Below are 26000 nucleotides of genomic sequence, written 5' to 3'. Positions count from 1 at the left end.
CTCCCTACCCGTTCGGAATCACGGCGCAAACCGCCGGCTCGGGTTAGGATGCGCGCCGTCGTGTCGGCTCGCAAGCTGCAAGCACATTGGCATGTGACGACAACGACCCGCCGGCGCGTGCGCCGGCCCGTGCGGCTGCCACAGCGGGGGCCGCACCCAGGGAGAACTAACAAGGCTGGCCATGACGGCTCGATCGCGTCATGCCGCCGGCACCAGAGACAAAAATGGTCAGACGTACCAAGGAAGAGGCGCTTGAAACGCGCCACCGGATTCTCGACGCGGCCGAAGCCGTGTTCCACGCCCGCGGCGTGGCACGCCCGTCGCTGGCCGACATCGCCGAGGCGGCGGGTGTCACGCGCGGCGCGATCTACTGGCACTTCAAGAACAAGAGCGATGTGTTCGCCGCCATGTGCGACCGCGTCAACCTGCCCGTGGAAGCGCTGTGCGACCCCGAGCGGCTCGCGCGCCAGGAAGACCCGCTCGGCGGCATCCGCGACATCTGCGCCTATGTGATGCGCCAGACCGTGGTCAACCCGCGCTGGCGCCGGGTGTTCGAGATCATCTTCCACAAGTGCGAAATGGTGCAGGACAACGGCGCCATCTTCGAGCGCCAGCGCCAGTCGCACCAGGAAGGCCTGATCAAGATGCGCGAGCACCTGCGCCTGGCCCTGGAGCGCGGCCAGCTGCCCGCCGACCTGGACCTGGACCTGGCCGTCAACGCCTTCCATGCCGCCATCGGCGGGGTGCTGGCGCACTGGCTGTTCTCGCCGCAGGACTTCGACCTCGACGCCAACGCCGAGCGCATGTCCGACGCCTTCATCGATACCCTGAAGTTCTCACCGGCGCTGCGCCACGGCTACGTGCCGCGCCCGATGGCGGCGCTGGACCGGGAACTGTCCACGCTGTGCCAGCAGGCCTGCCCGAACGGCCAGCCGGGCGGGCTCGATACCGGCGACCTGGTCCCCTGAGCCGCGCGCTCAGCCGCGCATGGCCTCGCGCCAGCGCGCCAGGAATGCGCGCTTGCGCATCGCGTCCTGCGCGGCCAGCAGGCCCGGGCCGACGCTGATCGGCTTGAGCGCGTAGCCCAGCCGCTCGGACAATGCCGCCGCGGTGTGCACGCTGTCGGTATCGGTGCGGATGGTATAGAGCTGCGAGGTCGACTTGGCCAGCAGCGCCTGGCCCTCGCGCGAGAGCAGGTAGTCCAGCCACAGCCGCGCCGCATTGGGCCGCGGCGCGCGCCGGGCAATAAAGGCCACCCGCGACATCACCAGCGTGTAGTCGCGCGGGGCGATCACGTCGATGGCCGCGCCACGCTCCATCAGCGACAGCGCGTACGAACCCAGCAGGTTGTAGCCCATCACCAGCTCGCCGCTGGCGATGCGCTCGATCATCTCGGCGGTGGACGCCGACAGCTGCACCCCGGCGCGCCCCAGCGCCTGCGCCAGGTACCAGAACTCGCTGCCCATGCGCGCATCCTGCTGCGCCAGCAGGTAGCCCACGCCCGAGCGCTCCACGTCATACGTCACCACCTTGCCATGCCAGCGCGGCGCGTGCTCCTGCAGCAGCCGCGCCAGCCCGCTGCGGCTGCGCGGCGGGCGCATGCCGGCCAGGTGGTGGCGGTTGTAGACGATCACCGCGGGCTCGAAGGTGGTGCCCCAGGCCTCGTCGCGCCACACCGCCCAGCCGGGCAGGCCGCCGCGCTCGGGCGAGGCGTAGCGCTGCGCATGGCCGTCGTTGACGAGCTTGATCTGCAGGTCCATGGCCGTGCTCCACAGCACGTCGGCGAAGGCCGCACCGGGCGCGGGCCGGCTGCCGCCCAGCGCCGCGGTCTCGGCCAGGAAGCGCTGGTTCAGCTCGATCGTGTTGAGATCCTGGTAGTGCACGCGGATGCCCGGGTAGCGCGCCTCGAACGCGGCGATCAGCGGCTGCGCCACTTTCAGGTCGGTCGATGCATAGACCGTGACCATGCCTTCGCGCATGGCGCCGGCGATGGTGGCGTCATACCCGGACGGATACCCCGGCGGCGGCACCGGGGGCCTAGACTGGGCATGAAGGGGCCACGCGGCCGGCAAGGTGGCGCCGGCCAGCAGCGATGCGCCCAGCAGGCGGCGGCGCTGCCCCGAGGCAGGCGGCTCGCAGGCGCACGGCAGGGACGGCGGGGGTGGACGCGTGGGCACGGTGGTCGGAAACGGAAGAACTGCCTGTGGAAGGGAGCGGGCGCACGGACAACACGCGCCGGGACCAGCGGGGCGGGGGTATTATAGGCGCCCGCGGCGGGCGCGCTCCATCGGTGCAGCCCCCTGTTGTGCGGACGTTTTCCGCCGCCGCGACTGAAACATGGACCAAACCGGCAGAGGAGGAGACCGGCATGCGCATCCTGCTGGTGGAGGATGAAATCGAACTGGCACGCTGGGTCGCCCGCGCGCTGGAGCAGGGCGGCTTTGTGATCGAGCATGTCGCCGACGGGCTGCAGGCCGAGGCCCGCCTGCAGGCCGAGGAATACGACGCGGTGCTGCTCGACCTGCGCCTGCCCGGCAAGGACGGGCTGGCCGTGCTCAAGTCCATGCGCGCGCGCGACGACCGCACCCCGGTGCTGATCCTGACCGCGCAGGACACGCTGGACGAACGCGTGCGCGGCCTGAACCTGGGCGCCGACGACTACCTGCCCAAGCCCTTTGCCATTGCCGAGCTGGAAGCGCGGCTGCTGGCGCTGATCCGCCGCAGCCGCGGGCGCGCGCATCCGCGCTTGCAGTGCGGCACGCTGGTGTTCGACGGCGAGACCCGCAGCTTCACGCTGGACGGCGCCCCGCTGGCGCTGACCCCGCGCGAATCGACCCTGCTGGGCGCGCTGCTGGCACGCAGCGGCCAGCCGCTGACCAAGGCGCAGCTGCTCGACAAGGTGTTCTCGCTCGACGCCGATGTCTCGCCCGACGCGATCGAGGTGCTGGTCTACCGGCTGCGCAAGAAGCTGGCCGGGCACGGCGTCACCATCGTCACCCTGCGCGGCTTCGGCTACCTGCTGGAGCCCGAGGCCGGGCGCTGAAGATGGCGCGGCGCCATCGCGTCCCGTCCTGGCGCCGCGGCAGCCTGCGCCGGCAACTGCTGTTGCTGCTGGTGCCGGCGCTGGCGGCGATGATGGCGATCGACACCTGGCTCACCTACGGCACCCTGCGCGACGCCGCCAACACGGCTTATGACCGCTCGCTCTATGGCTCGATCCGCGCCATCGACAGTGCCATCGGCATGGCTGGCGACAACGTCCAGCTGACCCTGCCCGATGCCGCCATGGAGATGTTCGAGACCGCGGCGCAGACCCATGTGTTCTACCGCGTGTCGACCGAGCGCGCCGGCCAGGTCGAGACCGTCACCGGCTACGACGACCTGCCGCTGCCTGCCGGCACCCTCGTCAACAACCAGCCGCGCTTCTACGACGCCGAATATTTGGGCGAGGCCGTGCGCATCGCCGCGATGGCGCGGCCGGTATACCGCCCGGACGCGCGCATGCGCGTGATCATCCAGGTGGCCGAGACCGCCGAGCCGCGCACCACGCTGATCGGCACGGTCTGGCGCAGCGCGCTGGCGCGCGACCTGCTGCTGATCCTGCTGAGCGCCGGCATCCTGGTGGGCGGCGTCACCTACGTGCTGCGCCCGCTGGCGCGCGTGCGCGACGACGTGGAAGCGCGTTCGCCGGATGACCTGACACCGCTTACATTCGAGCGCGTGCCCGCCGAGGTGCGCCCGCTGGTCGACGCGGTCAACCTGCACGTGTCGCGCTCCGCGGCGATGGCGCAGTCGCAGGCCCAGTTCATCGCCGACGCCGCGCACCAGCTGCGCACGCCGCTGGCCATCCTGAAGACCCAGGCCGAATACGCCCAGCGCCAGCTGCACGCGCCCGACCCCGAAGCCGCGCGCCAGGCCGCCGGCGAAGCCGTGGGCGGCATCGTCACCCAGCTGGAGCAGGCCGCGCGCCTGACCAACCAGCTGCTGGCGCTGGCGCGGGTACGCCAGCACCACGGCGAAGCCGCCCAGGAAGCCGATGGCATCGACATCATCGACGCCGTCACCGTGGCCGAGCAGGTGGCGCTGGACTACCTGCCGCTGGCGCGCGGCAAGCAGCAGGACTTCGGCTGGGAGCCGGTGCCGGGGCTGAAGCTGCCGGTGCGCGCCGACCCCGCGCTGCTGCGCGAGGCGCTGGCCAACCTGGTCCACAATGCGATCCAGTACTCGCCACGCGGCAGCCGCATCACGCTGTCGGCCACGCGCGCCGACCAGACCGCCTGCCTGGTGGTGGAAGACGATGGGCCGGGCATTCCGGCCGAAGAGCGCGAAAAGGTCTTCGCGCGCTTCTACCGGCGCGTGGGCAATGCGGAGCCGGGCTCCGGGCTGGGGCTGGCGATCTCGCGCGAGATGGCGGCGCGCTTTGGCGGCACGGTGGAGCTTGGCGACGGCTTGCAGGGCACCGGCGTGCGCGCGGTGCTGAAGCTGCCCATCGGCGAATAACCCCTAACCATATAACTCCTCCGCCACCGTCGGATGCAGCTGCACCGTGGTCTGCAGGTGCGATTCGCGCACGCCCAGCCGCAATGCCACCGCCAGCGTCTGCACGATCTCGGGCGCGGCGTCGTCCATCAGGTGCGCACCGAGCACGCGCCCGCTGCGCGCGTTCAGCACCAGCTTGAACATCGACTGGTGGGAGGTGCCGGCAAAGCGGTTTTCCAGCGAGACAAAGCGCTTGACCACGGTGCGGATGCGATCGGGCTTGCCGGCGGCTGCGATCGCCTGGGCCTCGGTCAGGCCCACGGCGCCGATGGCGGGCTCGCAGAACACCGCGGTGGGCACGAAGTCGAAATCGGCGCGTTCGCCGCGCCGGCCGTACAGGCGGTCGGCCAGCCAGCGGCCCTGCGCGGTGGCCACCGGGGTCAGGTGCAGGCCGTCGACGGCGTCGCCGAGCGCGTAGATGCCGCGCACGTTGCTGCGGAACTGGCGGTCCACGCGGATGCCGCCCTTGTCGCCAAAGTCCACGCCAAGCGCCTCGAGCCCGAAGCCCTGCACGTTGGAAATGCGCCCGATCGCCGCCAGCGCGGCCTGCGCGCGCACAGCCTCGGTCTGGCCCGGGCGGTCGGTGGGACGGTAGCAAACTTCAACGGCCCCGTTGGCCTGGCTCAGCAGGTGCACCCTGGCGTTCAGGTGCAGGCGCACGCCGCGCGCGGTCAGTGCCTCGGCCAGCGACCGGGAGATGTCGTGGTCGAAGTGGGGCAGCAGCCGGTCGCCGGCAACGATCAGGTCTACCTTGACGCCGTAGCGCGACAGGATCGAGGCCTGCTCCACGCCGATGTAGCCGCCGCCGATGACCGCGATCGAACCCGGCACGGTCTGCCAGGTGAAGACGTCGTCGGAACTGGCGGCCAGTTCGCCGCCGGGGACTTCGAGGTCACGCGGGCGCGCGCCGGTGGCAATCAGGATGCGGCGCGCGTGAATGGTCTCGTCGCCGACGCGCACTTCGTCCTTGCCGGTGACCAGCGCATCGCCGCGCAGGATTTCCACGCCGGATTCGTGCAGGCGCTGGGTGTAGCCCGCATTCAGCCGCGCAACCTCGGCATTGACGCGCACGATGGCATCGCGCCAGTCCTCACGCCCGCCGGTATGCGACAGGCAGCCCGACAGGATGGCCGACCAGCCGGCGCCGTAGGACAGCATCTTCTTGGGCACGCAGCCGCGGTTGACGCAGGTGCCGCCGATGGCATCGCGCTCGACCAGGATCACGCGTGCGCCGTGCGCGGCGGCACGCCGCGCGCAGGCCACGCCGCCCGAGCCGCCGCCGATCACCACCAGGTCTGCCTTGCGCACCTTGTCGTTGCGCCGCGTGCGGCCGTCGCGCACGCGCGGCACCTGCTCCACCGGCGGCGCCGCGCTGACCTCGCGGGCGCGCCGCGGTTCCTTGGCCCCGGCGGGGGTTGTCTGGCGCTTAGTCATCCATGCCTCCTGTCGCGGCACGCGGGCCGCATCGACAACAATCAGGCCAGCGCCAGCAAACGAATCACTAGGCAGCGGGCCGCAGTTCGGTATTCAGGATCGACGGCCACTCGCGCAGGAAAGTTTCCCCGTCGCGGCGGCCCAGCTCGTAGGCGTGCGTCATGGCATCGGGCCGGGTGTAGTCCCAGCTCGAGATCGGCACGCGCTGCGAGGGCTGCAGGTACAGGCGGCGCTGGCCGCCTTGCTCAAGCACGAAACGGCGCGGGCGCGGATACAGCCTTGTCACCAGCACCAGCACATTGCCCGGGGTGGCATCGAGCGCGTCCACGGGCACGTTGTCGACCAGCCCGCCGTCCAGCACCGGGCGGCCGCCGCGGCGCAGCACCGGCGTGAACGGCGGCGTGGAGGCCGACTGCAGCAGCAGGTCGGCCAGCTGCTCGGGCGAATCGCAGTCCTGCGCGCGCACGAACTCCGGCCGGAAGCCCAGCTTGCGCCCCAGCCGCGGGTGCAGCGTCTTGAGCACATGCTTGTCGATGTTGTACGCCAGCAGCCCCGCTGCCACCGCCAGGCGCGGGCCGCTCCAGCGCGGGATATGGGCCACGCCGATGCGGATCTCCGGCGCCTGCTGCAGGTGCGAGAGGCGCCCGTCGGCGAAGATCGTCAGCAGCGCGGTGCGGTAGATGCCGTAGTGCGGGAACACGCGCTCATTGCGCAGCAGGTTGCCCCAGTAGGCATTGCGGCGGTTGTTGGACAGCACCTCGCGGTAGTAGTCCATGGTCTGGTGCGAGTCGTGCGCATAGACCATGCACGCCGTCGCCGCACCGGCCGAGATCGCGGCGATCACGCGCGGGCGCAGCTCCAGTTCCGGCGCGACCGTGTCCCACCAGCCCGCCTGCCACCAGCAGCGGTTGCCGCCGCCGGCAAAGACGACCTGGTCGAAGGGATGGGTGTGGCCGGAAGTCATGGACGCTGGCGTTGCGAGCGGATCAGAGCAGGGCGTAGGTGGTGGTGGCCTGCACCGCCAGCTTGCCGTCGGTGCCAGTCAGCTCGATCTCGCCGAACACCACGGTCTTGCCCAGGCGCAGCACGTTGGCGCGCACCAGCACGTCGCCGTCGATCACCGGGCGCATGAAGTTGGTGGTGAGCGTGACCGTGGTCATCGGGCGGAACGCGCCCAGCGCGCTGGCCACGGCGACGATCATGGCGGTATCGGCGGCGGACATCAGCACCTGGCCGCAGACCACGCCGCCCGCATGGCGGAACGATTCGCTGAATGGCAGGCGCAGCGTAACGCCCTGGGCATCGACGGCCTCGGCACGCAGGCGGAGCTGGCGCACCCATGGCGCCAGCACGCGCTCCAGCGTGGCATCGATATCGGTGAGGCTGAATTGCGGTGCGGCTTCGGACATGGCGCTCCTGGTTCTGGCTGGCCGCACCGTAGCCGTCCTGTGACGGACCGCTACTCTGTCTCCTCCGGCGCGACGCGATGTTTGAGGCAATGATACAGGGGGCCGGTGGCCAGCACCACGAAGGCCATCCGGATCACGTGGAACGCGGTCACCAGCGGCACCCCCACCTCCAGCACCTTGGCCGTGATGCACATCTCGGCAATGCCGCCCGGCGTGGTGCCCAGGATCACCGTGGCCGGGTGCGCGCCCGACAGCGCCGCCAGCCCCCAGCCGAACAGCGCCGACACCACCAGTGCGATCACCGTGTACAGCGCCACGCCCGACAGGAAGCGCGGCGCGGTATGCAGGAACTCGCGCGAGAAGCGCACCCCCAGCGAGACTCCGATCAGCAGCTGGCCGGCACGGCTCATCCAGGTGGGGATGGCCGACAGCTCGATCCCGGACGCGGTCAGCACCGCCGCGGCCAGCAGCGTGCCGATCACGAACGGGTTGGGCATGTTCAGCCGCTTCACCAGCAGCGCCACGCCCAGCGTGATCGCGACCAGCGCCAGCAGCCCCGGCGCGCTGACCACGCGCGGGCCGGGGATATAGGGGTCGAGCCCGTGGATGCCGCCGTACTGGAAGATGGCCGGCACGGTCACCACCACCATCAGCACCCGCAGCGAATGCGCGGCCGCCACCTGGTCGATGCGCGCGCCGTTGCGCTCGGCCAGGTTGGCCATCTCCGAGGCGCCGCCGATGGCGGTGGAGAAGAACGCGGTCTTGAAGGCCACGCCGGTGGTCCGCCGCAGCAGGATGGCACCGCCCGCGCCCAGCACCAGCGCGAACAGCGAGCCGGCAATGATGTAGGGCAGGTACTCCACCAGCCGCGCCACCACGTCCGGCGTGAAGTAGAGCCCGAGCGACGCGCCAATCACCCACTGGCCCGCATTGCGGGCCTGCGACGGCGCCCGCAGGTCGGCCCCGGCCATGCGCGCGGCGGCCACGGCCAGCAGCGGGCCGATCATCCACGGCAGCGGGGTATGCAGCGCGGAGCAGAGCAGGGCGGCGGCCAGCCCGAGCGCCAGCGTGGGCAGCGCGGACAGCCAGGGGTTGGAGAAGAGACGCATGGTTCAGCGGCCTGGCACGGAAGCGCCGGCGCCTTGTTGTTTTGGAAAACGAGAGACGAAAGACAAGAGGCCCGCACACCATTGGCGTGCGGGCCTCGCAAAGCTTACCGCAAGATCGCGTGCATCAGGCCGCGTTGTCGGCCTGCGCGTGCGCCGAGGTGCGGGTCGCGTGCCAGCGCAACAGGCGCGGGATCACCACCACCGCCACGGTCAGCGCCAGGATGGTGGCCGAGATCGGCTGGCGCAGGAACAGGGTCCAGTCGCCCTGGCCGATCGACAGCGCATTGCGCAGCTGCTTCTCGGCCATCGGCCCCAGGATCATGCCCACGATCACCGGCGCGGTGGGGAAGTCGAAGCGGCGCATCACCATGCCCAGCAGGCCGACCACGAACAGCAGCAGCAGGTCGAACCACGACTGGCGGATGCCGTAGGCGCCCAGCCCGGCGAAGATCAGGATGCCGCCGTACAGCAGCGGCGTGGGCACGCGCAGCATGCGCACCCACAGCCCGATCGCCGGCAGGTTCAGCACCAGCAGCATGACGTTGCCGATATACAGCGACGCCAGCAGGCCCCACACCAGGTCGCCCGAGGTCTGGAACAGCATCGGGCCCGGCTGCAGGTTGTAGTTCTGGAACGCGGCCAGCAGGATCGCGGTGGTGTTGGAGGTGGGGATGCCCAGCGTCAGCAGCGGGGCCAGCGTCGCGGTCACTGCGGCGTTGTTGGCCGCTTCGGGGCCGGCCACGCCTTCGATCGCGCCGACCTTGCCGAAGTCTTCCTTGTGGTCCGACAGCTTCTTCTCGGTGGCATACGACAGGAAGGTCGGGATCTCGGCGCCGCCGGCGGGGATCAGCCCGAACGGGAAGCCGATGAAGGTGCCGCGGATCCACGCCGGGATCGAGCGCTTCCAGTCCGACTTGTTCATGTGGACCGAGCTGAGCTTGTTGAAGGTGCCTGCCGGCTGCGGGAAGAACGCGTTGAACAGCGCCTCGCCCACCGCGAACAGGCCCACCGCCACCACCACGATGTCGATGCCGTCGTACAGCTCCTGCACGTTCATCGAATAGCGGGTCTGGCCCGACAGCGAATCCATGCCGATCAGGCCGATGCCCAGGCCCAGGAACAGTGCGGTCATGCCGCGCAGCAGCGACGAGCCCAGCACGGCCGAGACCGTGGTGAAGGCCAGCAGCATGATCATGAAGTACTCGCCCGGGCCGAACTGCAGCGCCACGTCCGCCGCCACCGGCGCGAACATCGACAGCATCACCGTGGCGATGGTGCCCGCCACGAACGAGCCGATCGCCGCAGTGGCCAGCGCCGGGCCGGCGCGCCCGTTCTTGGCCATCAGGTTGCCTTCCATGGCTGTGACCATGGTGGAAGACTCGCCCGGCGTGTTCATCAGGATCGAGGTGGTCGAGCCGCCGTACATCGCGCCGTAGTAGATGCCGGCGAACATGATCAGCGCGGCGGTCGGTTCCACCTTGGCGGTCAGCGGCAGCAGCATCGCCACCGTCAGCGCGGGGCCGATGCCCGGCAGCACGCCGATGGCGGTGCCAAGGAAGCAGCCCACCAGGGCCCACATCAGGTTGATCGGCGTGATGGCCACGGCAAAGCCGTGCATCAGCTGGTTCAGGGTATCCATTCGAAGACTCCTTGCTGGACGGGCGGGCGGGCTCAGAAGCCGGCGATGGGCAGCAGCGGCAGGTTGATGCCGAGCAGGAATTCAAACAGCGCCCACATCGGCACCGTGATGCACAGGCCGATCAGCGCGTCGCGCACGATGCGGCGGCTGCCGTAGCCACGCGCCACGCACACCATCAGCAGCGTGGAAGCGATCACGAAGCCAAGCGTGCCGATCAGCGCCATGTTCAGCACCAGGCCCGCGGCCACCCACAGGAAGCCGCCGAAGTTGTGCGGCGCGTTGGGCAGCTCGGCATCTTCTTCCGGCATGTTGCGGAAACCGCCGCGCACGCCCTGCCAGGTCAGCAGCGCGCCGCACACGGCCAGGCCGACGGCCACCAGCGTGGGCACGAAGCGCGGCGACAGGCCGGCGTAGCCCTCGTCGCCGGAAATGCCGGACAGCCCGAGGAAGAAAAACAGCGAGAGCGCCAGCACGGCAATGCCGATGGCGAGGTGCGAGGGTTTCATGGAGACTCCTTGGCCTTTGTCGCCAGCATGGGTGCTGGCGTCCGCGACGCTGGCAGGTGCTGCCCGCGCGGCGGCAGGGCCCGGCGACATATGGTTATTTGTCTGGTATCGCAGGTGGACACCGGGCCCTGCGCCGTTTTCCCCCCGCCGGGTTCACCGGCGGGGTTGGCAGGCACGACAGGTAAAGCAGGTTGATGCGGTACTGCCGGTTTGGGTGCTGCCGGCAGTACTTACTTGGCCACGCCCAGTTCACGCAGCGAGCCGCCCAGGCGGGCCGATTCGCTGTCGACGAACTTGCCGAACTCGTCGCCGGTCAGCAGGAACGGGGTCCAGTCATTCTTCTGCAGCGTGTCCTTCCAGGCCTGGCTCTCGGTGGCCTTGACCACCGCGTCAATCATGGCCTTGCGCTGCTCGGCGCTGATGCCGGGCGCGCCGTACACGCCGCGCCAGTTATAGATCTCGACGTTCACGCCTTGCTCCTTGAGCGTCGGGATATCGGCGGTGCGGTCCTTGGAGGTCACCGCCAGCGCGCGCATCTTGCCGCTCTTGATGAAGGGCAGGAATTCCGACACACCGGCAATGCCCACCGTCACGTGGCCGCCCATGATCGAGGCCGAGGCTTCGCCGCCGCCCTGGAACGGCACGTAGTTGATCTTCTTGGGATCGACGCCCGATTCCTTGGCGATCAGGCCGGCCAGGATGTGGTCGATCGAACCCTTGGAGCCGCCGCCCCAGCTGACGCTGCCCGGGTTGGCCTTGAGCTGCGTGGTCAGGTCCTTGATCGACTTGATCGGCGAGCTGGCCGGCACGGTGATGACCATGGTGTCGGCGAACAGGCGTGCGATCGGGGTGGCGTTCTTCAGCGTGACCGGCGGCTTGTTGGTCTCGATCGCGCCCACCATCACCGCGCCCACCACCATCAGCGCATTGGGGTTGCCCTTGTCGGTATTGACGAACTGCGTCAGCGCGATGGTGCCGCCGGCGCCGCCCTTGTTGTCGTATGAAGCGGTCTTGGCCTGGCCCGCGGCAATCATCGCGGCGCCCAGCGAGCGGCCGGTCTGGTCAAAGCCGCCGCCGGGGTTGGCGCCGATCATGACCTTGACGCTGTCCAGCGCAAAGGCCGGCGCGGCGGCGAAGGTGGCGGCAACGGCGGCCGATGCCATCACGGCATGGGCCAGGCGGGAATAGGTACGGCGCATAGCGGTCTCCTGGTGTTACCGGGGATGCGCCATGCCAGCCTGCTGGCAGCCGCGATCCGACCCGGGCGTTCCGGCTGCCACTGCGTTGCGGGGGACGGGAAGACAGCCTGGCGGACTGCGCGCAAGGCGCAGTCCCGGTGCTTGTCTCCTGTCCGGCGCGGCGGGGCGTGGCCGGGACTGTTCTTGGACTTTTGGTGAACGTCAGACCGGAATTACCGGTCATGGGGCGGATTCTAGGCGGCGGAAACTGTCAAAAGGCTGTCAATTGGTGGGAGAAATGGTCGGGGTTTACGTGGATGGCGCCCCGGCATGCCGCCGGTTTGCGCCCCTCTCCCACTGAGGGGAGAGGGAGCAAACCTCGAGACTAGCTCGAGCCGCTTGGGAGCATTCGGCCTCACGCCGCCGGCTTCGCCTGCAGGCACGGGTCCTTGCGCGCCACCGCCGGCACCACCACGGCCATGTCGAACTCGCCGTCGGCAGGCGGGTTTTCCACATACCCCACGCTGACCACCTGCCCCACGCCCGCCCCCAGCCAGCGCGGCACGCCGATGTCGCGCCGCACGTGGCCGTTGCCGGCGATCAGCACCGCGCCGCGCTGCGCGTAGGGGCGCAGCGTCTGCGCCATCACCGCATCGCGCGCGGCCTGCGCCGCCAGCATCCCGGGCAGCATGGCCTTGGGGAAATTGCCGCAGTGGCCCAGGTCCAGCACCGCCGTCTGCGCGGCCACGAGGTCGTCGGGCAGCGCACCGGACAGGCCCAGCTGCCGGCGCTCGCCGGCCGGGAACAGGCTGTCCAGTCCGCCGCGCACGATCTTGCCGGCGTCGGCGCGCGACAGGTTGGCCGCCACCAGCGGCAGGTCGTACTGCAGCGCCAGCGCCACCACCGGCCGGTACAGCGGCCATTGCCAGGCACCGCCGCCGGCCTGGGCGATCAGGTAGTCGGCATCGCGCGGGCGCTCGCGGCGGGCGCGCTCGATATCGGGCTGGCGCTCGCGGTCGAACTGCTCCATGGCGATGGCCGGGCGCCAGCCTTGCTCGATGGCGCGCGTCAGCGCGGCCAGGCGCTGCTGCTGCGCGGCGGCGTTGTCGTGGACCTCGCCCAGCAGCACGTAGGACTTGCCGGCGAAGGCGGCGCTGACCGCCTCGGGAGCGGGGCGCGTGGCCGCACAGCCGGTAGCGAGCACAGCAACAGCGGCGGCCAGCATGCTGGCGACAGGCAAACGCAATGACATCACCAAGATCCTTTCCTCATCTCGTTGTGGTGGTGGGGCCGGCGGCCTGCTGCCCCGCCTGCTCCGGCACATACACCATTGACCCATCCTTCATCCGATAGGCTACGCCAGCCTTGATGCCGTCGCCCGAACCCACCTGCCCGCTGGCCTGGTAGCGCACCACCTTCTCGCCCTGGCGCGACACGATCTCCATATTGGGCTTGCCCGGGTTGGTGATGATGGTCACGTCGTCATGCGTGAACGGGTTGGCCGGATTCTGCGCGATCGCCACCAGCTGGGCGACGATCACCACCAGGAACACGTCGATCAGGTTGACCACCGACAGGATCGGGTCGTCGGCTTCGCTCTCTTCCAGGAACTTCATTCCGCGGGCTCCCATTGCGGCCGCGACTGGCCCAGCCACACCAGCTCCTCGGCCAGCCAGCGGCGGCGCACATTGACCACCCAGAAGGTGATGCTGGCCGCGATCAGTGCCAGGATCACCGCGGAGAAGGCAATGGTGAGATTCTCGCCCACATTGGCCAGGTTGCCGCCGGACAGGCCCTTGAGCGCCGGACCCATCGGGATCATGGTGGCCACCAGCCCCAGCATCGGCGCCACGCGCGTGGCGATGCGCGGGCGTTCCAGCAGGCGGTGCGCGGCAACGTCGAGCGCATCGGCATTGGCCACCTTGTGCCGGCGCGCCCACGTCACCAGCACGTAGCCGCGCCCGCTTTCAATCGGATGGCGCGCGCGCAGCCAGGCCTGCATGGCGAACTCGCCCAGCGCCCAGAAGGCATACAGGAACAGCAGCGCGCCATCCACGCCCTTCAGGTTCTCGGCATACAGGTTGACCTGCGGCAGCGCCTCGCCCCAGTGCTGCTCGTCAGGGCCGTAGGCGTACTGCATGCGCGCAAGGTAGAGTTGGGCCAGCTTGGCGTCGGCCTCACGGCCGCTGCCGAAGGTGTCGGTGGCCATCGCGGCATCGTTCAGGCCGGTGCCGTAGTTGCCCGATTCGCTGGCGAAGATGCGTGTCACGGCCAGCGCATCGAGCCGGTCGGCGGGGACCTTGAGCTTTGCCAGCCGCTCGCGCACCGCGCGCGTGTTGGCGGCGACGACGTTGTCGGCCTCCGGCTGCGCGGCGGCCAGCTTCACCGCCTCGGCCAGCCACTTCATCAGGTTGGGGAAGTGATCGCGATACAGGCCCGTTGCCGACAGCACCACGTCCACGCGTGGGCGCCCGAGTTCCGTCGCGGGAATCGCTTCCACGCCGACGACGCGGCCGCCATCGTCCCACCTCGGCCGCACGCCCAGCGCCGCTAGAACCTGCGCTTCCAGCATGCCCTGGTGGCGCATGGTCTCCACGCTCCACAGCGAGAACGCCAGCTTGTCGGGATACCGGCCATGGCGCTTGCGCCAGTCGGCGATCATGGCCTCGGCCGCGGCCTGGCCGGCCTTCCAGGCTTCGCGGCTGGGCACCTTGGAGGGATCGAAGCCATACAGGTTGCGTCCGGTCGGCAGCGTGTCGGGATTGCGCACCGGATCGCCGCCGGTGCCTGGCAACAGGTGCCGGCCTGCCAGCGCGGTCAGCAATCCCGCGTTCTCCGGCGCAGCGTCGAGGCTGGCGTAGAGCTGCCGGGCGCGCTGCATGTCTTCGCGCTGGCGCGCATCGCGCAGCTCGTCCAGTGGGGCACCTTCGGCCACGTAGCGGCGCACCATCGCGTAGGGCGCGGTTTGCGCAAGCTGCGCGTAGTCGACCGCGAACAGCTCCTCCGGCGCTTCCGGGAACACGCGCTTGAGCCAGTCCTTGCCGAGCATCGCCATGGTCGTGTAGAGCCGCAGCCCGTCGTCCTGCGACCGGCCGAAGGTATGCAGGCCATAGGGCTGCAGCGTGCCGCCGAGTTCATGCAGGTGGATATGCAGTGCATCGAGATAGCCGGTGAAATCGGTGCGCGCGCGCGCCGCGGTCCAGCCCATGTCCTCGAACAGGTGCATGGTGGCGCTGCGCGCCAGGATCTGCTGCCTGATCGTGTCCTTGACCGCGCCTGCATCCTGCTGCAGGAACTGGTGCAGCTGGTCGTGCAGCGACACCAGCTCGGTATGCAGGCCCGCCGGGCGAAACGGCGGCGTCTGGTGGCTGACGATCACCGCGCGGCCGCGGCGCTTGGCCTGGATGGCCTCGCCCACGTCGTCGACGATATACGGGTAGATCACTGGCACGCTGCCCAGCACGAGGTAGGGCTGGTCGGTGACGGACACGGCGTCCATTCCTGCGTGCCGTGCGTGCCGTAGTGCACCAGCGCCTCGCGCCCTTCGCGTGCCCACAGGTAGGCGGCCATGTAGAAGTGGTTCAGCGGCGTGGTGGTGGAGTGGTACAGCGCCTTCTCGTCGGATTCACTGCGCTCGCCGCGCGGCGGCACCGGCATCAGCACGACATTGCCGAGCTGCAGGCGCGGAATCACGAAACCGGCCTCGCCGTTGCGCGTGGTGGCCATCGCCGATTGCTCGGGGTTGCCCCTGCGCTGCGCCACCGCGGCGCGGAATGCGGCAGGCTGCGCTTCGTACCAGCGCCGGTATTGCGACATCTGCATCCACACCGCCATGCCCGCATCGAGCAATGGTTCGAGCTTGCCGCTGCGGTAGAAGGGCGCAAGCAGCGCCCCCAGGTCGCGTTGCAGACGCGCTTCGTCGGCGGCCTCGGTCGCATAGCCAGCGGCGCGCAGCGCGGCCAGCGTGCTGGCCAGGCTCCTGGGCAGGTTCAGGAACGATGCAGACAGGTTCTTCTCGCCGGCCGGGTAGTTGTAGTAGAGGATCGCCACGCGCTTGTCGGCATTGGGCAGCTGCCGCAGCCGCGCCAGTGCCAGCGCCTTGTCGGCAACGGTGTCGAGCTGCGCCGGCAGGCTGACGATGGCGCCGTCGCCCTTCGCGGTAGCGGCCGCGACGATGGGATCGATCACGCCGGCCAGTTCGGGCTGCACCAGGTAAAACGGCGTATCGGTCAGGCTGATGCCGTGCGGATCGTCCTGCCACGCCTGCGCATCGCCCTTGCGGTAGGGCATCACCTGCATCACGGGCACGTCGAGCTTTTCGAACTCGGCCTTGCGCCCCTGCGGGTTCAGCATGATCTGGCCGTTGATGAGCACGTCGACCAGGCGCCTGCCTTCGGGCATGGCCATGCGCAGGATGCCGTCGGCATCCATCACCGGGCCGTAGAAGGTGAGCACGCGCGCATGGCGGGCTTCCAGGCGGCGGATCAGGTCGTCGATAAAGGCGCTGTCCAGCCCCGAGACATAGGCCTGGTGGATGGCGATGCCGATCACCGGGCCGCTGCTGCCGGTCGCGGCCAGCGCTTCTTCCGGCGAGGTGGTGATGACGTTGGCCAGCTTAGGATGGTAGTAGGCCGCCTTGGGGAAGGCGACCGGTGCCGGGATATCGCCGTCGGCGCGCAGGCGGAACTGCTGCGCGGCCAGCGTGCGCATCATCGCGCTGAAGTTGGCACGGCCGCCGTTGACGTAGTACGCATGCAGCTGTGCGGCAAGCTTGTCGTCAACGCCGTGGGCCTCGTAGCGGTCGGTCGCCACCAGCCGGGCTCGGTGGCCGCGACGCCGGTCTGGCGCACATCGCCCCACAGCCAGTACTTCTTGTCGAACAGGTTGTTTACCGACAGCGCCACGCTGACGTAGCGGTGGAAGCGCCACCACGCCTGCAGGTCGACCACGCCGTAGCCCGACGGCTTGAAGTAGGTGAACGAGGTATCGTCGGTGCGCGTGACCGGACGCGCGCCGCGCCAGCGAATGCCCGCGCCCCGGCCCGGCGTGCGCTCCCAGCTCAGGCCCGCGCTCGCGCGCAGCGGCGACACGCTGTTCAGCGGCTGGCCGGTCTGCTCGTTGTTGCCGTGCGCATAGGCCACCGCGCCGTCGACGCGCCATTGCGGCAGGAAGCGCCACGTGCCGCGCCATTCGGCGCCGTAGATGCGCACGCTGGTCTGGTTGCGGTACTGGTAGGTCGCGCGCAGGCCGGGCAGGCAGGCCGGGTCGGACGGGCCGGCGGTCTGGCCGAAGCCGCTGTCGATGCCGTTCCAGTTCAGGCCCAGCTCGCCGCCGGCCTTGCGACCGTGCATCAGGTCGGAGGGATCCCTTAGATCAAAGGATGTGGCGGCAGTACCACATGTGTGCAATGTTGGAGACCGGCCCAGCAACCCGTTGCAAACTTTATTTGCGACGGTGTTAGCGCCTCGCTAACATACCCATGTACGCCATCGAGTTCACCAAGCAAGCCGCGCAGGCCTTGAAGGCAATGCCCAGGAACGTAGCGGCAAGGATCCGCGCAAAGATCGATGCCCTTGCCGTGGATCCCTATGCTCCGAACCCGAACGCCACCAAGCTCGCCGGCCGCGATGGCTACCGGCTGCGGGTGGGTGACTGGCGCGTGCTGTACCAGATTGAAGACGGCCGGCTAGTAATCCTGGTGCTGGCGGTCAGTTCCCGTGGAGGCGCCTACCAATGACCGAAATCCAATTCATCGAGCGGGATGGCCGTCGCGAGTTTGCGGTGGTGCCAATCGAGGTCTGGGAACGCGTGAAGCATCTCATCGAAGCTGCCGACGACGTCGCCTTGTTCGATGCTGCCAAGGCCGAGGACGATGGCTTCCGGGTGCCTGCCGCGGTGCTGGACGCCGAGCTGGCGGGAGATCACCCAGTGAAGGCCTGGCGCAATTACCGCCGGATGACACAGGACGCGCTTGCCCGGGCCTGCGGCCTGAGCAAGCCCTATCTCAGCCAGATCGAGAACCGCTCCCGACCCGGCAGCCACGACGCGCTGCGGAAGCTGGCGAAGGCGCTGGACGTACCCTGGGAGATGCTGGCAGACCAGGGAGAAGGCTGAGACGAGGTTAGGGGAGCAAGAAAGCCTCAGTGCTGCTTCACCGCTTCCCCAGGCGCCTTCTCCGGCAGCTTGTTCCCCTCCGAATCGATCTGCAACGGCCCCGTCCCCGAGAACCGGTCCAGCGCGAGGTAGATCACCGGCGTGATAAACAGCGTGATCACCTGCGAGAACAGCAGGCCGCCAACCACCGCCAGCCCCAGCGGCTGGCGCAACTCGGCACCGGCGCCCAAGCCGAGCGCGAGCGGCAACGCCCCCATCACGGCAGCAAAGGTCGTCATCATGATCGGCCGGAAGCGCAGCAGGCACGCCTGCCGGATCGCCTTCGCCGGTGTCATCCCTTGTTCGCGCTGCGCCGCCAGCGCGAAGTCGATCATCATGATCGCGTTCTTCTTGACGATGCCGATCAGCATCAGCACGCCGATCACGGCGATCAGCGACAGCTCGACATTGAAGATGAACAGCGTCAGCAACGCGCCAACCGCCGCTGAAGGCAACCCCGCCAGGATCGTCAGCGGATGGATATAACTTTCATACAGCACGCCCAGCAGCGTGTAGATCACCGCGATGGCTGCCACCAGCAGCACGATCTGCGTCGCCTGCGACGACTGGAACACCGCCGCGTCGCCGCCCCAGCTGGTGAAGATCGAGCTGGGCATGGCGATCTCCTGCCGGTAGCGGTCGATGCGTGCCGAAGCATCGCCCAGCGCCGCGCCCGGCGCCAGGTTGAACGACACCGTCACCGAAGGCAGCTGCCCCTGGTGGTTGACGGAGATCGGCCCGACCCGGCGCTCGGTGGTGGCGAAGGCTGAGAGCGGCACCATCTGGCCGGTCTTGCTGCGCACATAGAGCTTGGAGAACGCGCTCTCGTCGGTGCGGTCGACATCGGCCGCCTGCAGGATCACGTAGTAGTTGTCGATCGGCGTATAGATGGTCGACACCTGCCGCTCGCCGAAGGCCGAGTACAGCGCGGTGCGCACGTCCTGCATCTGCACGCCCAGCGCATTGGCCTTGTCGCGGTCGATCGACAGGTGCGCCTCCAGCCCGGACTGCTGCGAATCGCTGGTGACGTCGCGGAAGATCGGATCGGCGCGCATCTTCGCCATCAGCTTGTCGGACGAGTCCTGCAGCTGGCTGGCCTTCACGCTCTGCAATGTGTACTGGTAGCGGCTCTTGCTCTGGCGCCCGCCCAGCTGCAGGTTCTGCACCGGCGCAAAGTACACCGCCAGGCCCGGCACTCCGGCAACATCGCGCCGCAGCGACTCGATCACCCTGGGCATGGCCTCGCGTTCGCCGCGCGGCTTCAGTTCGACAAACATGCGCCCGGTGTTGATGGCCGGCGACGGGCCGCCGCCGATGGCGACCACGATGCTCTTGACCGCGGGGTTGGCGCGCATGCGCTCGGCGGCGTCGCGCAGGCGTTCCGCCATGGCGTCGAAGGAGATGTCCTGCGGGCCTTCGGCGTTGACGCGGATCTGGCCGATGTCCTCTTCGGGGAAGAAGCCCTTGGGAATGGTGACGAACAGCACCGCGGTCAGCACGAAGGTCAGGCCCGCGACCGCAAGCACCGAGCGGCGGTGCGCCAGGCACCAGTCCAGCCCGCGCGCATAGCGGTGCAGCGTGAACTCGAACAGGTTCTCGAACCACTGCGTCGAGCGCATGCCCAGGGTCTGCTTCTGCGCCACGGCGGGCGGCGCCACATGGCCCGGCGCATGGTCGCCATAGGCGTGGTGCGACTCATCCACCGGCACGTTCTCGGCCGACAAAAAGCGCGCGCACAACATCGGGATCAGCGTCAGCGAGACCAGCGCCGAGACCAGGATCGCCAGCGACACCACCGCCGCGAATTCATGGAACAACAGCCCGATCACGCCGGGCATGAAGAAGATCGGGATAAACACCGCCACCAGCGAGATCGAGATCGACAGGATGGTGAAGCCCATCTCGCGCGAACCCACCAGCGCGGCCTTGAGCGGCGCCACGCCTTCCTCGATATGGCGCACGATGTTCTCGAGCATGACGATGGCATCGTCCACCACCAGGCCCACGGCGAGCGTGATCGCCAGCAGCGAGACGTTGTCCAGGCTGTAGCCGAACGCCTTCATCAGCGCTACCGTGCCGATCAGCGAGATCGGCAGCGACACCGTGGGGATCAGCGTGGCGGCGGCGCGGCGCAGGAACAGGAAGATCACCATCACCACCAGCGCAACGGTCAGCGCCAGCGTGAACTGCACGTCGTGGATCGATTCGCGGATCGAGCGCGAGCGGTCGTTGACCACCGACACATTGACCGAGCCCGGCATCTGCTGGATCAGGCGGGGCAGGGCGGCGTTGATCGCATCGACCACCGCCACGGTGTTGGCGTCGGGCTGGCGCAGCACCGCCAGCACGATCGAGCGCTCGTTGTTGAGCCAGCTGCCGGTCTTGATGGTCTCGACGCTATCCTCGACCTCGGCCACGTCGGAGAGCCGCACCAGCGCGCCGCTGGGCTGGCTGGCCACGATGATGTTGCGGAAGGCGTCGGCACTGGTCAGCTGCCGGTTGGCCTGGATGGTCAGGGTCTGGCGCGCGCTGTCGAGCGTGCCCACCGGCGTGTTGGCGTTGGCGCGATTGAGCGCCGTGGCCAGCTCGTCCAGCGTCAGCCCGCGCGCGGCGAGCGCATCGGGGTGGGCGCGCACACGCACGGCAAAGCGCTTCTGCCCGAAGATCTGCACCTGCGCCACCCCCGGCAGCGTGGCCAGCGTGGGCGAGATCAGGTTGTCGCCAAAGGCGTTCAGGTCAGCCAGGCTCATCGCCGGCGAGTTGATCGCCAGCAGCAGCACCGGCGCATCGGCCGGGTTGACCTTGCGGTACGACGGCGGCACCGTCATCTCGATCGGCAGCGAGCGCTGGGCGCGGAACAGCGCCGCCTGCACGTCGACGGCCGCATCGTCGATATCGCGGTCGTTGTTGAATTCGATGGTGATGCTGGAGTTGCCGAGCGTGTTCTGCGAGCTGATCACCGTCACGCCGGGGATGGTCGCGAACTGCTTCTCCAGTTGCGTGGCCACCGACGCCGCCATCGTCTCCGGGCTGGCGCCGGGCAGCGTGGCGGTGACCTGGATCACCGGCGAGTTGAAGCTGGGCAGCGCCGCGATCGGGATGGTCGGGTACAGCACGATGCCGGCGACCACCACCGCCAGGCACAGCAGCACTGTCATCACCGGGCGGCGGATGCAAAGTTCAGACAGCGTCATGATTCAGTGCCCCGCAGTGGCGGTGGCCGGGCGGGCGGCGGCGGCCGAGGCGCCGGCGGCCGGGGCCTCGCGCACCAGCGCGCCGGGGCGCAGGTTCTGCATGCCTTCCACGACTACGCGGGCGCCGGGCTGCACCCCCTCGACCACGGCGGCGGCGGCAGTGGTGGTCACCACCTGCACCGGCACGCGCGCCACCTTGCTGTCGGGCTGTACCACATAGACAAAGCGGCCTTCGGGGCCGGTCACCACCGCCTGCGGCGGCACCGACAGCGCGCCCTTCAGGGTCTGCACCACGGCGTTGACGTTGGCATAGGTGCCCGGCCACAGCCGCTGCTCCTCATTGTCGAACTGCGCCTTGACGCGGATGGTGCCGTACTGCGGATCGACGGTGTTATCCACAAAGGTGATCCTGCCGGTCACCGGGGTCTTGCTGCCGTCGTTGGGCAGCGCGGTGACCTGCACCGGGCCGGCGTGCAGCGCCTCGCGCAGCGCGCCCAGCTGCCGCTCGGGCAGGCTGAAGGTGACGGCAATCGGCTGCACCTGGGCGATGATGACCATCGGCTGGGTGCTGTTGGGCAGCACCAGCGAACCCGGGAAGGCATTGATCACGCCGGTGCGGCCGCTGATGGTGGCGCGGATGGCGCCGTAGCTGACCGCCACGCGGCTGGCTTCGATCGCGGCCTGGTCGGCGCGCACGGTGGCGGCAAAGCCATCCACCTTGGCCTGGGCGGTGTCGACCGCGCTCTTGGAGATGAAGTTGCGCTGCAGCAGCTCCTGGCTGCGCGCGAGCGTGCGCCGGGCATCGGCCAGGTCGGCCTGGTCGCGCAGCAACTGGGCCTGCGCCTTGGCCAGGTTGGCCTCGTCCATGCGGGTATCGAGCGAGAACAGCAGGTCGCCCGGCTTGACGGTCTGGCCTTCCTTGATATGGACCGTGCGCACGGTGCTGGACACCTGCGGGCGCACCTCGACGGTGGACAGCGCGGTGACATTGCCGTTGGCCGTGACCTGCAGCGGCACGTCGCCCTGCTGCACGCGCGCGGTGGACACCACCACGGCTGCCGGCGCCTTGGGCGCCGGCTTGGGCGCAAGCCAGGTACGCCAGGCAAACCAGCCCAGGCCGGCAATCACCAGCACCACGGCCACCACCGCCCACGGCGACACGCGGCCGCGCCCGGTTCCGGCGGCCGCCCTCCAGTTGCTGTCGACGAAGCCCTTGGGCTGGTCGATCCTGTCAGATTTCATATTTGTGTGGACCCTCTGCACCGCGTCTTCGCGCCACTCCCCGTAATCGCCCGGCTGGTTGTGCCCAGATGTTGCCGGTGCGCGTCGCGCAAAGACTCTACTAGTACCGCGCTTCGCCCGCCGGAGCCAGCGCCGCGTATTACAGTCCGTTACAGGGTTGCAAGGGTCTGGTAATGCCCGGCACCGGCAAACGCCGTCCGGGCCACAGGGGATGCCGGAGATGTGTGTGGCGGGGCGCTTGTATGGTTAGACAAACATTATCAGAAAAGCTGCCGCCGGCCATCGCGGCGCCACTGATTGACGCTGTCGACCGACAGTTCGCGTGGCCCGGCCTGCACAACCACGACATCGCCGGCGCGCACTTCTCCCTTCAGCACCACGCTGAGGTAGACCCCCGAGTAGCCGCTCTGGATCATGTCGCGCACCGCGTGGCGGTAGCCCAGCGCGGCATTGAACTTGTAGCAGGGCTTGCGCGGCGACTCCACCCGCAGCAGGGCCGTGCCCACGCGCACGAGGTCGCCGATCCAGAGTTGCGATTCAAGCAGCCCCTCCAGGGTCAGGTTCTCGCCGATGGCGCCAAACGGCAACGGCGGGCCTGACTCAGGCTGCCCGCACGCGCGGCGGCGCGCGTTCCACCACGGGTAGTGCTCGAAGGGATAGGCGTAGACCGCCTTGTCCAGGCCGCCGTGCACGGTCAGGTCGCCCTGTTCGTCGCCGGCCAGGCCCAGCGGCTGCACCTGTACCCGCAACGGGTGCAGCAGGGTGCTGACAGGGTGCTTGCGAATGCCCGACAGCACCACCGCCTCGGTGCCAGCCCCCGCGACCACCAGCGGGATGGCCTTGCCCAGGCTTACCGCCAGCACGCGCGCAAGGCCCGGCCGAGGTCTGGATTCGCTCACGTGCGCCCCCGCTTCGTGGTTGCCCTTCCGGCTGTGGAAAGGGTTGTGGATAAGCTGCGGATATGCCTGAGGATAACGGGGCGGATAACACTGTGGACAAGTGCTTGGTGCGGTCCCTCACAAGGAACCTGGCGGCGGGGAACCGCCTCGGGTTTCAGCCTTGCATCACACCTGCTGCGCCGCCTGCGGCCGCTGCCACTGGCAGCCTAGCGCCCGGGCGCGTTGCGATACCGCCAGCGCCACCAGCATCAGCGCCGCCGCGCCCCAGTGCAGCGTATCGGCGCCGGCCAGCGTATAGATGGCAGCCCCGGCCATGGCGCCGGCGGCCTGGCCCAGGTAGATCGACGAGGAATTGAGCGAGATCGACACCGATGCCCGCTCCGGGGCCAGCAGCACCAGCCGCGCCTGCTGCGCGCTGTTGGTGGCAAACCCGCCCACGCCCCACAGCATGAACAGCAACACCAGCGCCACGCTGCCCAACCCGGCCAGCGGCCACAGCACCATGGCCGTGATCGAGGTCAGCAGCGTGACCTGCACGATCCGGCTGGGCGTGACCCGGTCCATGCGCGACGCCGCCATGGCATTGCCGAACACGCCGCAGGCGCCGTAGGCCAGGAACATCAGGCTGAGCGCGCCACCGCTGATGCCGTATACGTCGCGCATCAGCGGGGCGATATAGGTGAACACGGTGAACATGCCCGCCGACGAGATCATGGTGGTCAGCACCACCAGCATGATCGGCTTGTGGCGCAGCACCGCGCCCCAGGCCTCGCGCCCGGCCGGCGGCACGGTCAGCCCGCGCGGCAGCGCGCGCCAGACCGCCGCCGACACCAGCAGCGCCAGGGCCCCGACCAGCGCCATGCTGACGCGCCAGCCCAGCGTGCTGGAAATCCACGTACCCAGCGGCACGCCCACCACGCTGGCAATGCTCCAGCCAAGAAACACAAAGCTGATGGCACGCCCGCGCGTCTGCGCGTTGACCAGCAGCGGCAATGTGGCGGCGGTCTGGGGCGTATAGATGGCCGCGCCGATCGCGGTCAGGAAGCGGATCGCCATCAGCGCCGCAAAGCTGGGCGCAAACGCGGCGGCCAGGTGCATCACGCCATAGACCAGCAGCGACCCGGCCAGCAGTAGCCGGCGGTCGATGCGCGAGCCCAGCGTGGCAAACAGCGGGGCGCCGATGCAGGTGGCCAGCGCAAACACCGAGATCAGCTGCCCGGCACTGGCCGCGCCCAGCCCGAAATCGCCGGCAATGTCGTTCAACATGCCGGTAACGATCATCGCACCGGTGCCAATGACGAAGTTGCCGACGCAGAGCGTCACTAGCCTGGGGTCCATGCCGGCCTTGGGAATAGGGATTGGCGCAGGAGGGCGCCTTGTTGTTGTCTGGGCTGCCGCGGGCCGTGGCAGGCCGGGCGGTAAGGGAAGTCCCGAGTGTAGCGGTTTCGTGGAATTCGCGTTCGCGGGGGATTGATGCCCGCTGCAGCCAACACCGTGCGAACGAGGCTCCCCTCGCCCGCCTGCGTGAGAGGGGGAATACCGGGCGGCCGGAGAAAACCCTCAGCGCGTCAGCACCGGCGCCAGCGCCTTCGGGTTGACGATGCAGTCATGGTTGCCGGCCAGCACGTCCAGGATGTTCTGGAACGCGGTGCGGAAGTACAGCTCGTAGCTGTCGCGCTCAACATAGCCCAGGTGCGGCGTGCAGATGCAGTTTTCCATGCGCAGCAGCGCGTGGCCCTGCAGGATCGGCTCGGATTCGAACACGTCGATCGCCGCCATGCCCGGACGGCCCCGGTTCAGCGCGGTGACCAGCGCGTTCTCTTCCAGCAGTTCGGCACGGCTAGTGTTGACGAACAGCGCCGTGGGCTTCATCCGGGTCAGGTCGGTCATCTTGACGATGCCGCGGGTGTCGTCATTGAGGCGCAGGTGCATCGACAGCACATCGCTGTCGGCAAACAACTGCTCCTTCGATTCGGCCACGCCCAGCCCGTCGGCAAGGGCGCCTTCCAGCGACGCCTCGCGGCCCCACACCAGCACCTTCATGCCAAAGGCGCGGCCGTAGCCAGCCAGCAGCCGGCCGATCTTGCCATAGCCCCAGATCCCAAGGGTCTGGCCGCGCAGCACCTGGCCCAGGCCGAAATTGGGCGGCATCGTCGTCGATTTCAGCCCCGATTGCTGCCAGGCGCCATGCTTCAGGCTGGCGACGTATTGGGGAATGCGCCGCTGCGCCGCCATGATCAGCGCCCAGGTCAGTTCCGCCGGCGCCACCGGCGAACCCACGCCCTCGAGCACCGCCACACCACGGTCGGTGGCGGCATCCAGGTCGATATGGCTGCCGGGGCCGGCGCCGACCTTGCCGGTCTGGCTGATCAGCTTGAGTTTGGGCAGTTTTTCCAGCAGTTGCCGGGTGATGCGGGTGCGTTCGCGGATCAGAACCACGGCTTCGACGTCTGACAGGCGTGCGGCCAGCTGGCCCACGCCCTTGACGGTGTTGTTGAACACCTTGACGTCGTGCCCCTCCAGCAGGCTGAAGCAAGGCAGCTTGCGCACGGCATCCTGGTAATCGTCGAGTACGGCAATCTTCATCGGCAACTCTGGTTATGTAACGGTCTTGTGCCGGTTGGTGCGCGCGGCCACCGAGCAGCGCGCCGCCCAACAGTATTGTTGAGAAATATCGAAAAACCCGCGCCGGCCGGTG

21 protein-coding genes and 1 pseudogene are annotated in these 26000 nt (G+C 68.9%); 5 read left to right on the top strand and 17 right to left on the bottom strand.

All coding sequences use genetic code 11. The features are described 5' to 3' along the window. Nucleotides 1-224 precede the first annotated feature (224 nt). On the top strand, nt 225-968 hold the full coding sequence (locus AC3WLF_RS19345; RefSeq protein ID WP_492321328.1) for a TetR family transcriptional regulator: 744 nt from the start codon (nt 225-227) through the stop codon (nt 966-968). Between the two features lie 9 nt (nt 969-977). On the opposite strand, the gene AC3WLF_RS19340 is transcribed toward AC3WLF_RS19345, so the two are convergent. Continuing rightward, nucleotides 978-2072 (bottom strand): ABC transporter substrate-binding protein, encoded by a 1095-nt coding sequence (locus AC3WLF_RS19340; protein ID WP_492358692.1) that lies wholly within the window; start codon nt 2070-2072, stop codon nt 978-980. Between the two features lie 296 nt (nt 2073-2368). Between AC3WLF_RS19340 and AC3WLF_RS19335 the strand changes: the two genes are divergently transcribed. Further along, a complete protein-coding gene (locus tag AC3WLF_RS19335; RefSeq protein ID WP_010811352.1) occupies nt 2369-3043 on the top strand; it encodes a response regulator in 675 nt (224 codons plus the stop codon). Between the two features lie 2 nt (nt 3044-3045). After that, on the top strand, nt 3046-4500 hold the full coding sequence (locus AC3WLF_RS19330; RefSeq protein ID WP_492358649.1) for a sensor histidine kinase: 1455 nt from the start codon (nt 3046-3048) through the stop codon (nt 4498-4500). Nucleotides 4501-4503: 3 nt separating this feature from the next. Here AC3WLF_RS19330 and AC3WLF_RS19325 read toward each other — a convergent pair whose 3' ends face one another. The 11 genes and pseudogenes from AC3WLF_RS19325 to AC3WLF_RS19275 all read right to left on the bottom strand — a co-directional run bounded on the left by AC3WLF_RS19325 (nt 4504) and on the right by AC3WLF_RS19275 (nt 17165). Next, nucleotides 4504-5973 carry a dihydrolipoyl dehydrogenase family protein gene (locus AC3WLF_RS19325; RefSeq protein ID WP_492321330.1) on the bottom strand — a complete coding sequence of 490 codons (1470 nt, stop codon included), beginning with the start codon at nt 5971-5973 and terminating at the stop codon, nt 4504-4506. A 67-nt stretch (nt 5974-6040) separates the two neighbouring features. Then, nucleotides 6041-6937 carry a patatin-like phospholipase family protein gene (locus AC3WLF_RS19320; protein WP_492321331.1) on the bottom strand — a complete coding sequence of 299 codons (897 nt, stop codon included), beginning with the start codon at nt 6935-6937 and terminating at the stop codon, nt 6041-6043. Nucleotides 6938-6959: 22 nt separating this feature from the next. Continuing rightward, entirely contained in the window at nt 6960-7382 is a 423-nt protein-coding gene (locus tag AC3WLF_RS19315) for a PaaI family thioesterase (protein WP_492358648.1), read from the bottom strand. Between the two features lie 50 nt (nt 7383-7432). Then, nucleotides 7433-8491: an AbrB family transcriptional regulator gene (locus AC3WLF_RS19310; protein WP_492352297.1), complete on the bottom strand. Its 1059-nt coding sequence runs from the start codon at nt 8489-8491 to the stop codon at nt 7433-7435. Between the two features lie 124 nt (nt 8492-8615). Further along, nucleotides 8616-10130: a tripartite tricarboxylate transporter permease gene (locus AC3WLF_RS19305; RefSeq protein WP_010811346.1), complete on the bottom strand. Its 1515-nt coding sequence runs from the start codon at nt 10128-10130 to the stop codon at nt 8616-8618. A 32-nt stretch (nt 10131-10162) separates the two neighbouring features. Then, on the bottom strand, nt 10163-10636 hold the full coding sequence (locus AC3WLF_RS19300) for a tripartite tricarboxylate transporter TctB family protein (protein ID WP_492321334.1): 474 nt from the start codon (nt 10634-10636) through the stop codon (nt 10163-10165). 230 nt (nt 10637-10866) lie between these two features. Beyond that, nucleotides 10867-11835 (bottom strand): Bug family tripartite tricarboxylate transporter substrate binding protein, encoded by a 969-nt coding sequence (locus tag AC3WLF_RS19295; RefSeq protein ID WP_492321335.1) that lies wholly within the window; start codon nt 11833-11835, stop codon nt 10867-10869. Nucleotides 11836-12229: 394 nt separating this feature from the next. Beyond that, nucleotides 12230-13066: a ChaN family lipoprotein gene (locus tag AC3WLF_RS19290; protein WP_492358647.1), complete on the bottom strand. Its 837-nt coding sequence runs from the start codon at nt 13064-13066 to the stop codon at nt 12230-12232. A 16-nt stretch (nt 13067-13082) separates the two neighbouring features. After that, on the bottom strand, nt 13083-13430 hold the full coding sequence (locus AC3WLF_RS19285) for a DUF2149 domain-containing protein (protein WP_492356862.1): 348 nt from the start codon (nt 13428-13430) through the stop codon (nt 13083-13085). Beyond that, nucleotides 13427-16524, bottom strand: a pseudogene (locus tag AC3WLF_RS19280) (cobaltochelatase subunit CobN). The gene AC3WLF_RS19285 and the pseudogene AC3WLF_RS19280 overlap by 4 nt, the downstream one beginning before the upstream one ends. Then, nucleotides 16524-17165, bottom strand: a complete 642-nt coding sequence (locus AC3WLF_RS19275) for a TonB-dependent receptor domain-containing protein (protein WP_492358646.1) — start codon at nt 17163-17165, stop codon at nt 16524-16526. Before AC3WLF_RS19275 ends, AC3WLF_RS19280 begins: the two are co-directional and overlap by 1 nt. A gap of 128 nt (nt 17166-17293) precedes the next feature. On the opposite strand from AC3WLF_RS19275, the gene AC3WLF_RS19270 reads away from it, so the two are divergent. Continuing rightward, nucleotides 17294-17551: a type II toxin-antitoxin system RelE family toxin gene (locus AC3WLF_RS19270; RefSeq protein WP_492358645.1), complete on the top strand. Its 258-nt coding sequence runs from the start codon at nt 17294-17296 to the stop codon at nt 17549-17551. Beyond that, entirely contained in the window at nt 17548-17928 is a 381-nt protein-coding gene (locus AC3WLF_RS19265) for a helix-turn-helix domain-containing protein (RefSeq protein ID WP_492321342.1), read from the top strand. Before AC3WLF_RS19270 ends, AC3WLF_RS19265 begins: the two co-directional genes overlap by 4 nt. A 26-nt stretch (nt 17929-17954) precedes the next feature. On the opposite strand, the gene AC3WLF_RS19260 is transcribed toward AC3WLF_RS19265, so the two are convergent. From AC3WLF_RS19260 to AC3WLF_RS19240, 5 genes are all read right to left on the bottom strand, one after another. Then, complete coding sequence (locus tag AC3WLF_RS19260) at nt 17955-21161, bottom strand: efflux RND transporter permease subunit (protein WP_492358644.1); 3207 nt, start codon at nt 21159-21161, stop codon at nt 17955-17957. Nucleotides 21162-21164: 3 nt separating this feature from the next. Next, nucleotides 21165-22403: an efflux RND transporter periplasmic adaptor subunit gene (locus AC3WLF_RS19255; RefSeq protein WP_492321344.1), complete on the bottom strand. Its 1239-nt coding sequence runs from the start codon at nt 22401-22403 to the stop codon at nt 21165-21167. Between the two features lie 260 nt (nt 22404-22663). After that, nucleotides 22664-23302, bottom strand: a complete 639-nt coding sequence (locus AC3WLF_RS19250; RefSeq protein WP_011616272.1) for an MOSC domain-containing protein — start codon at nt 23300-23302, stop codon at nt 22664-22666. 165 nt (nt 23303-23467) lie between these two features. Next, on the bottom strand, nt 23468-24640 hold the full coding sequence (locus AC3WLF_RS19245; RefSeq protein WP_492321345.1) for an MFS transporter: 1173 nt from the start codon (nt 24638-24640) through the stop codon (nt 23468-23470). Nucleotides 24641-24862: 222 nt separating this feature from the next. Continuing rightward, nucleotides 24863-25888: a D-2-hydroxyacid dehydrogenase family protein gene (locus AC3WLF_RS19240; RefSeq protein ID WP_492321346.1), complete on the bottom strand. Its 1026-nt coding sequence runs from the start codon at nt 25886-25888 to the stop codon at nt 24863-24865. Between the last annotated feature and the right edge of the window lie 112 nt (nt 25889-26000).

It is taken from the genome of Cupriavidus sp. FW306-01-F10A (genome assembly GCF_058782785.1).
This window is presented reverse-complemented; position numbering and strand designations above follow the sequence as displayed.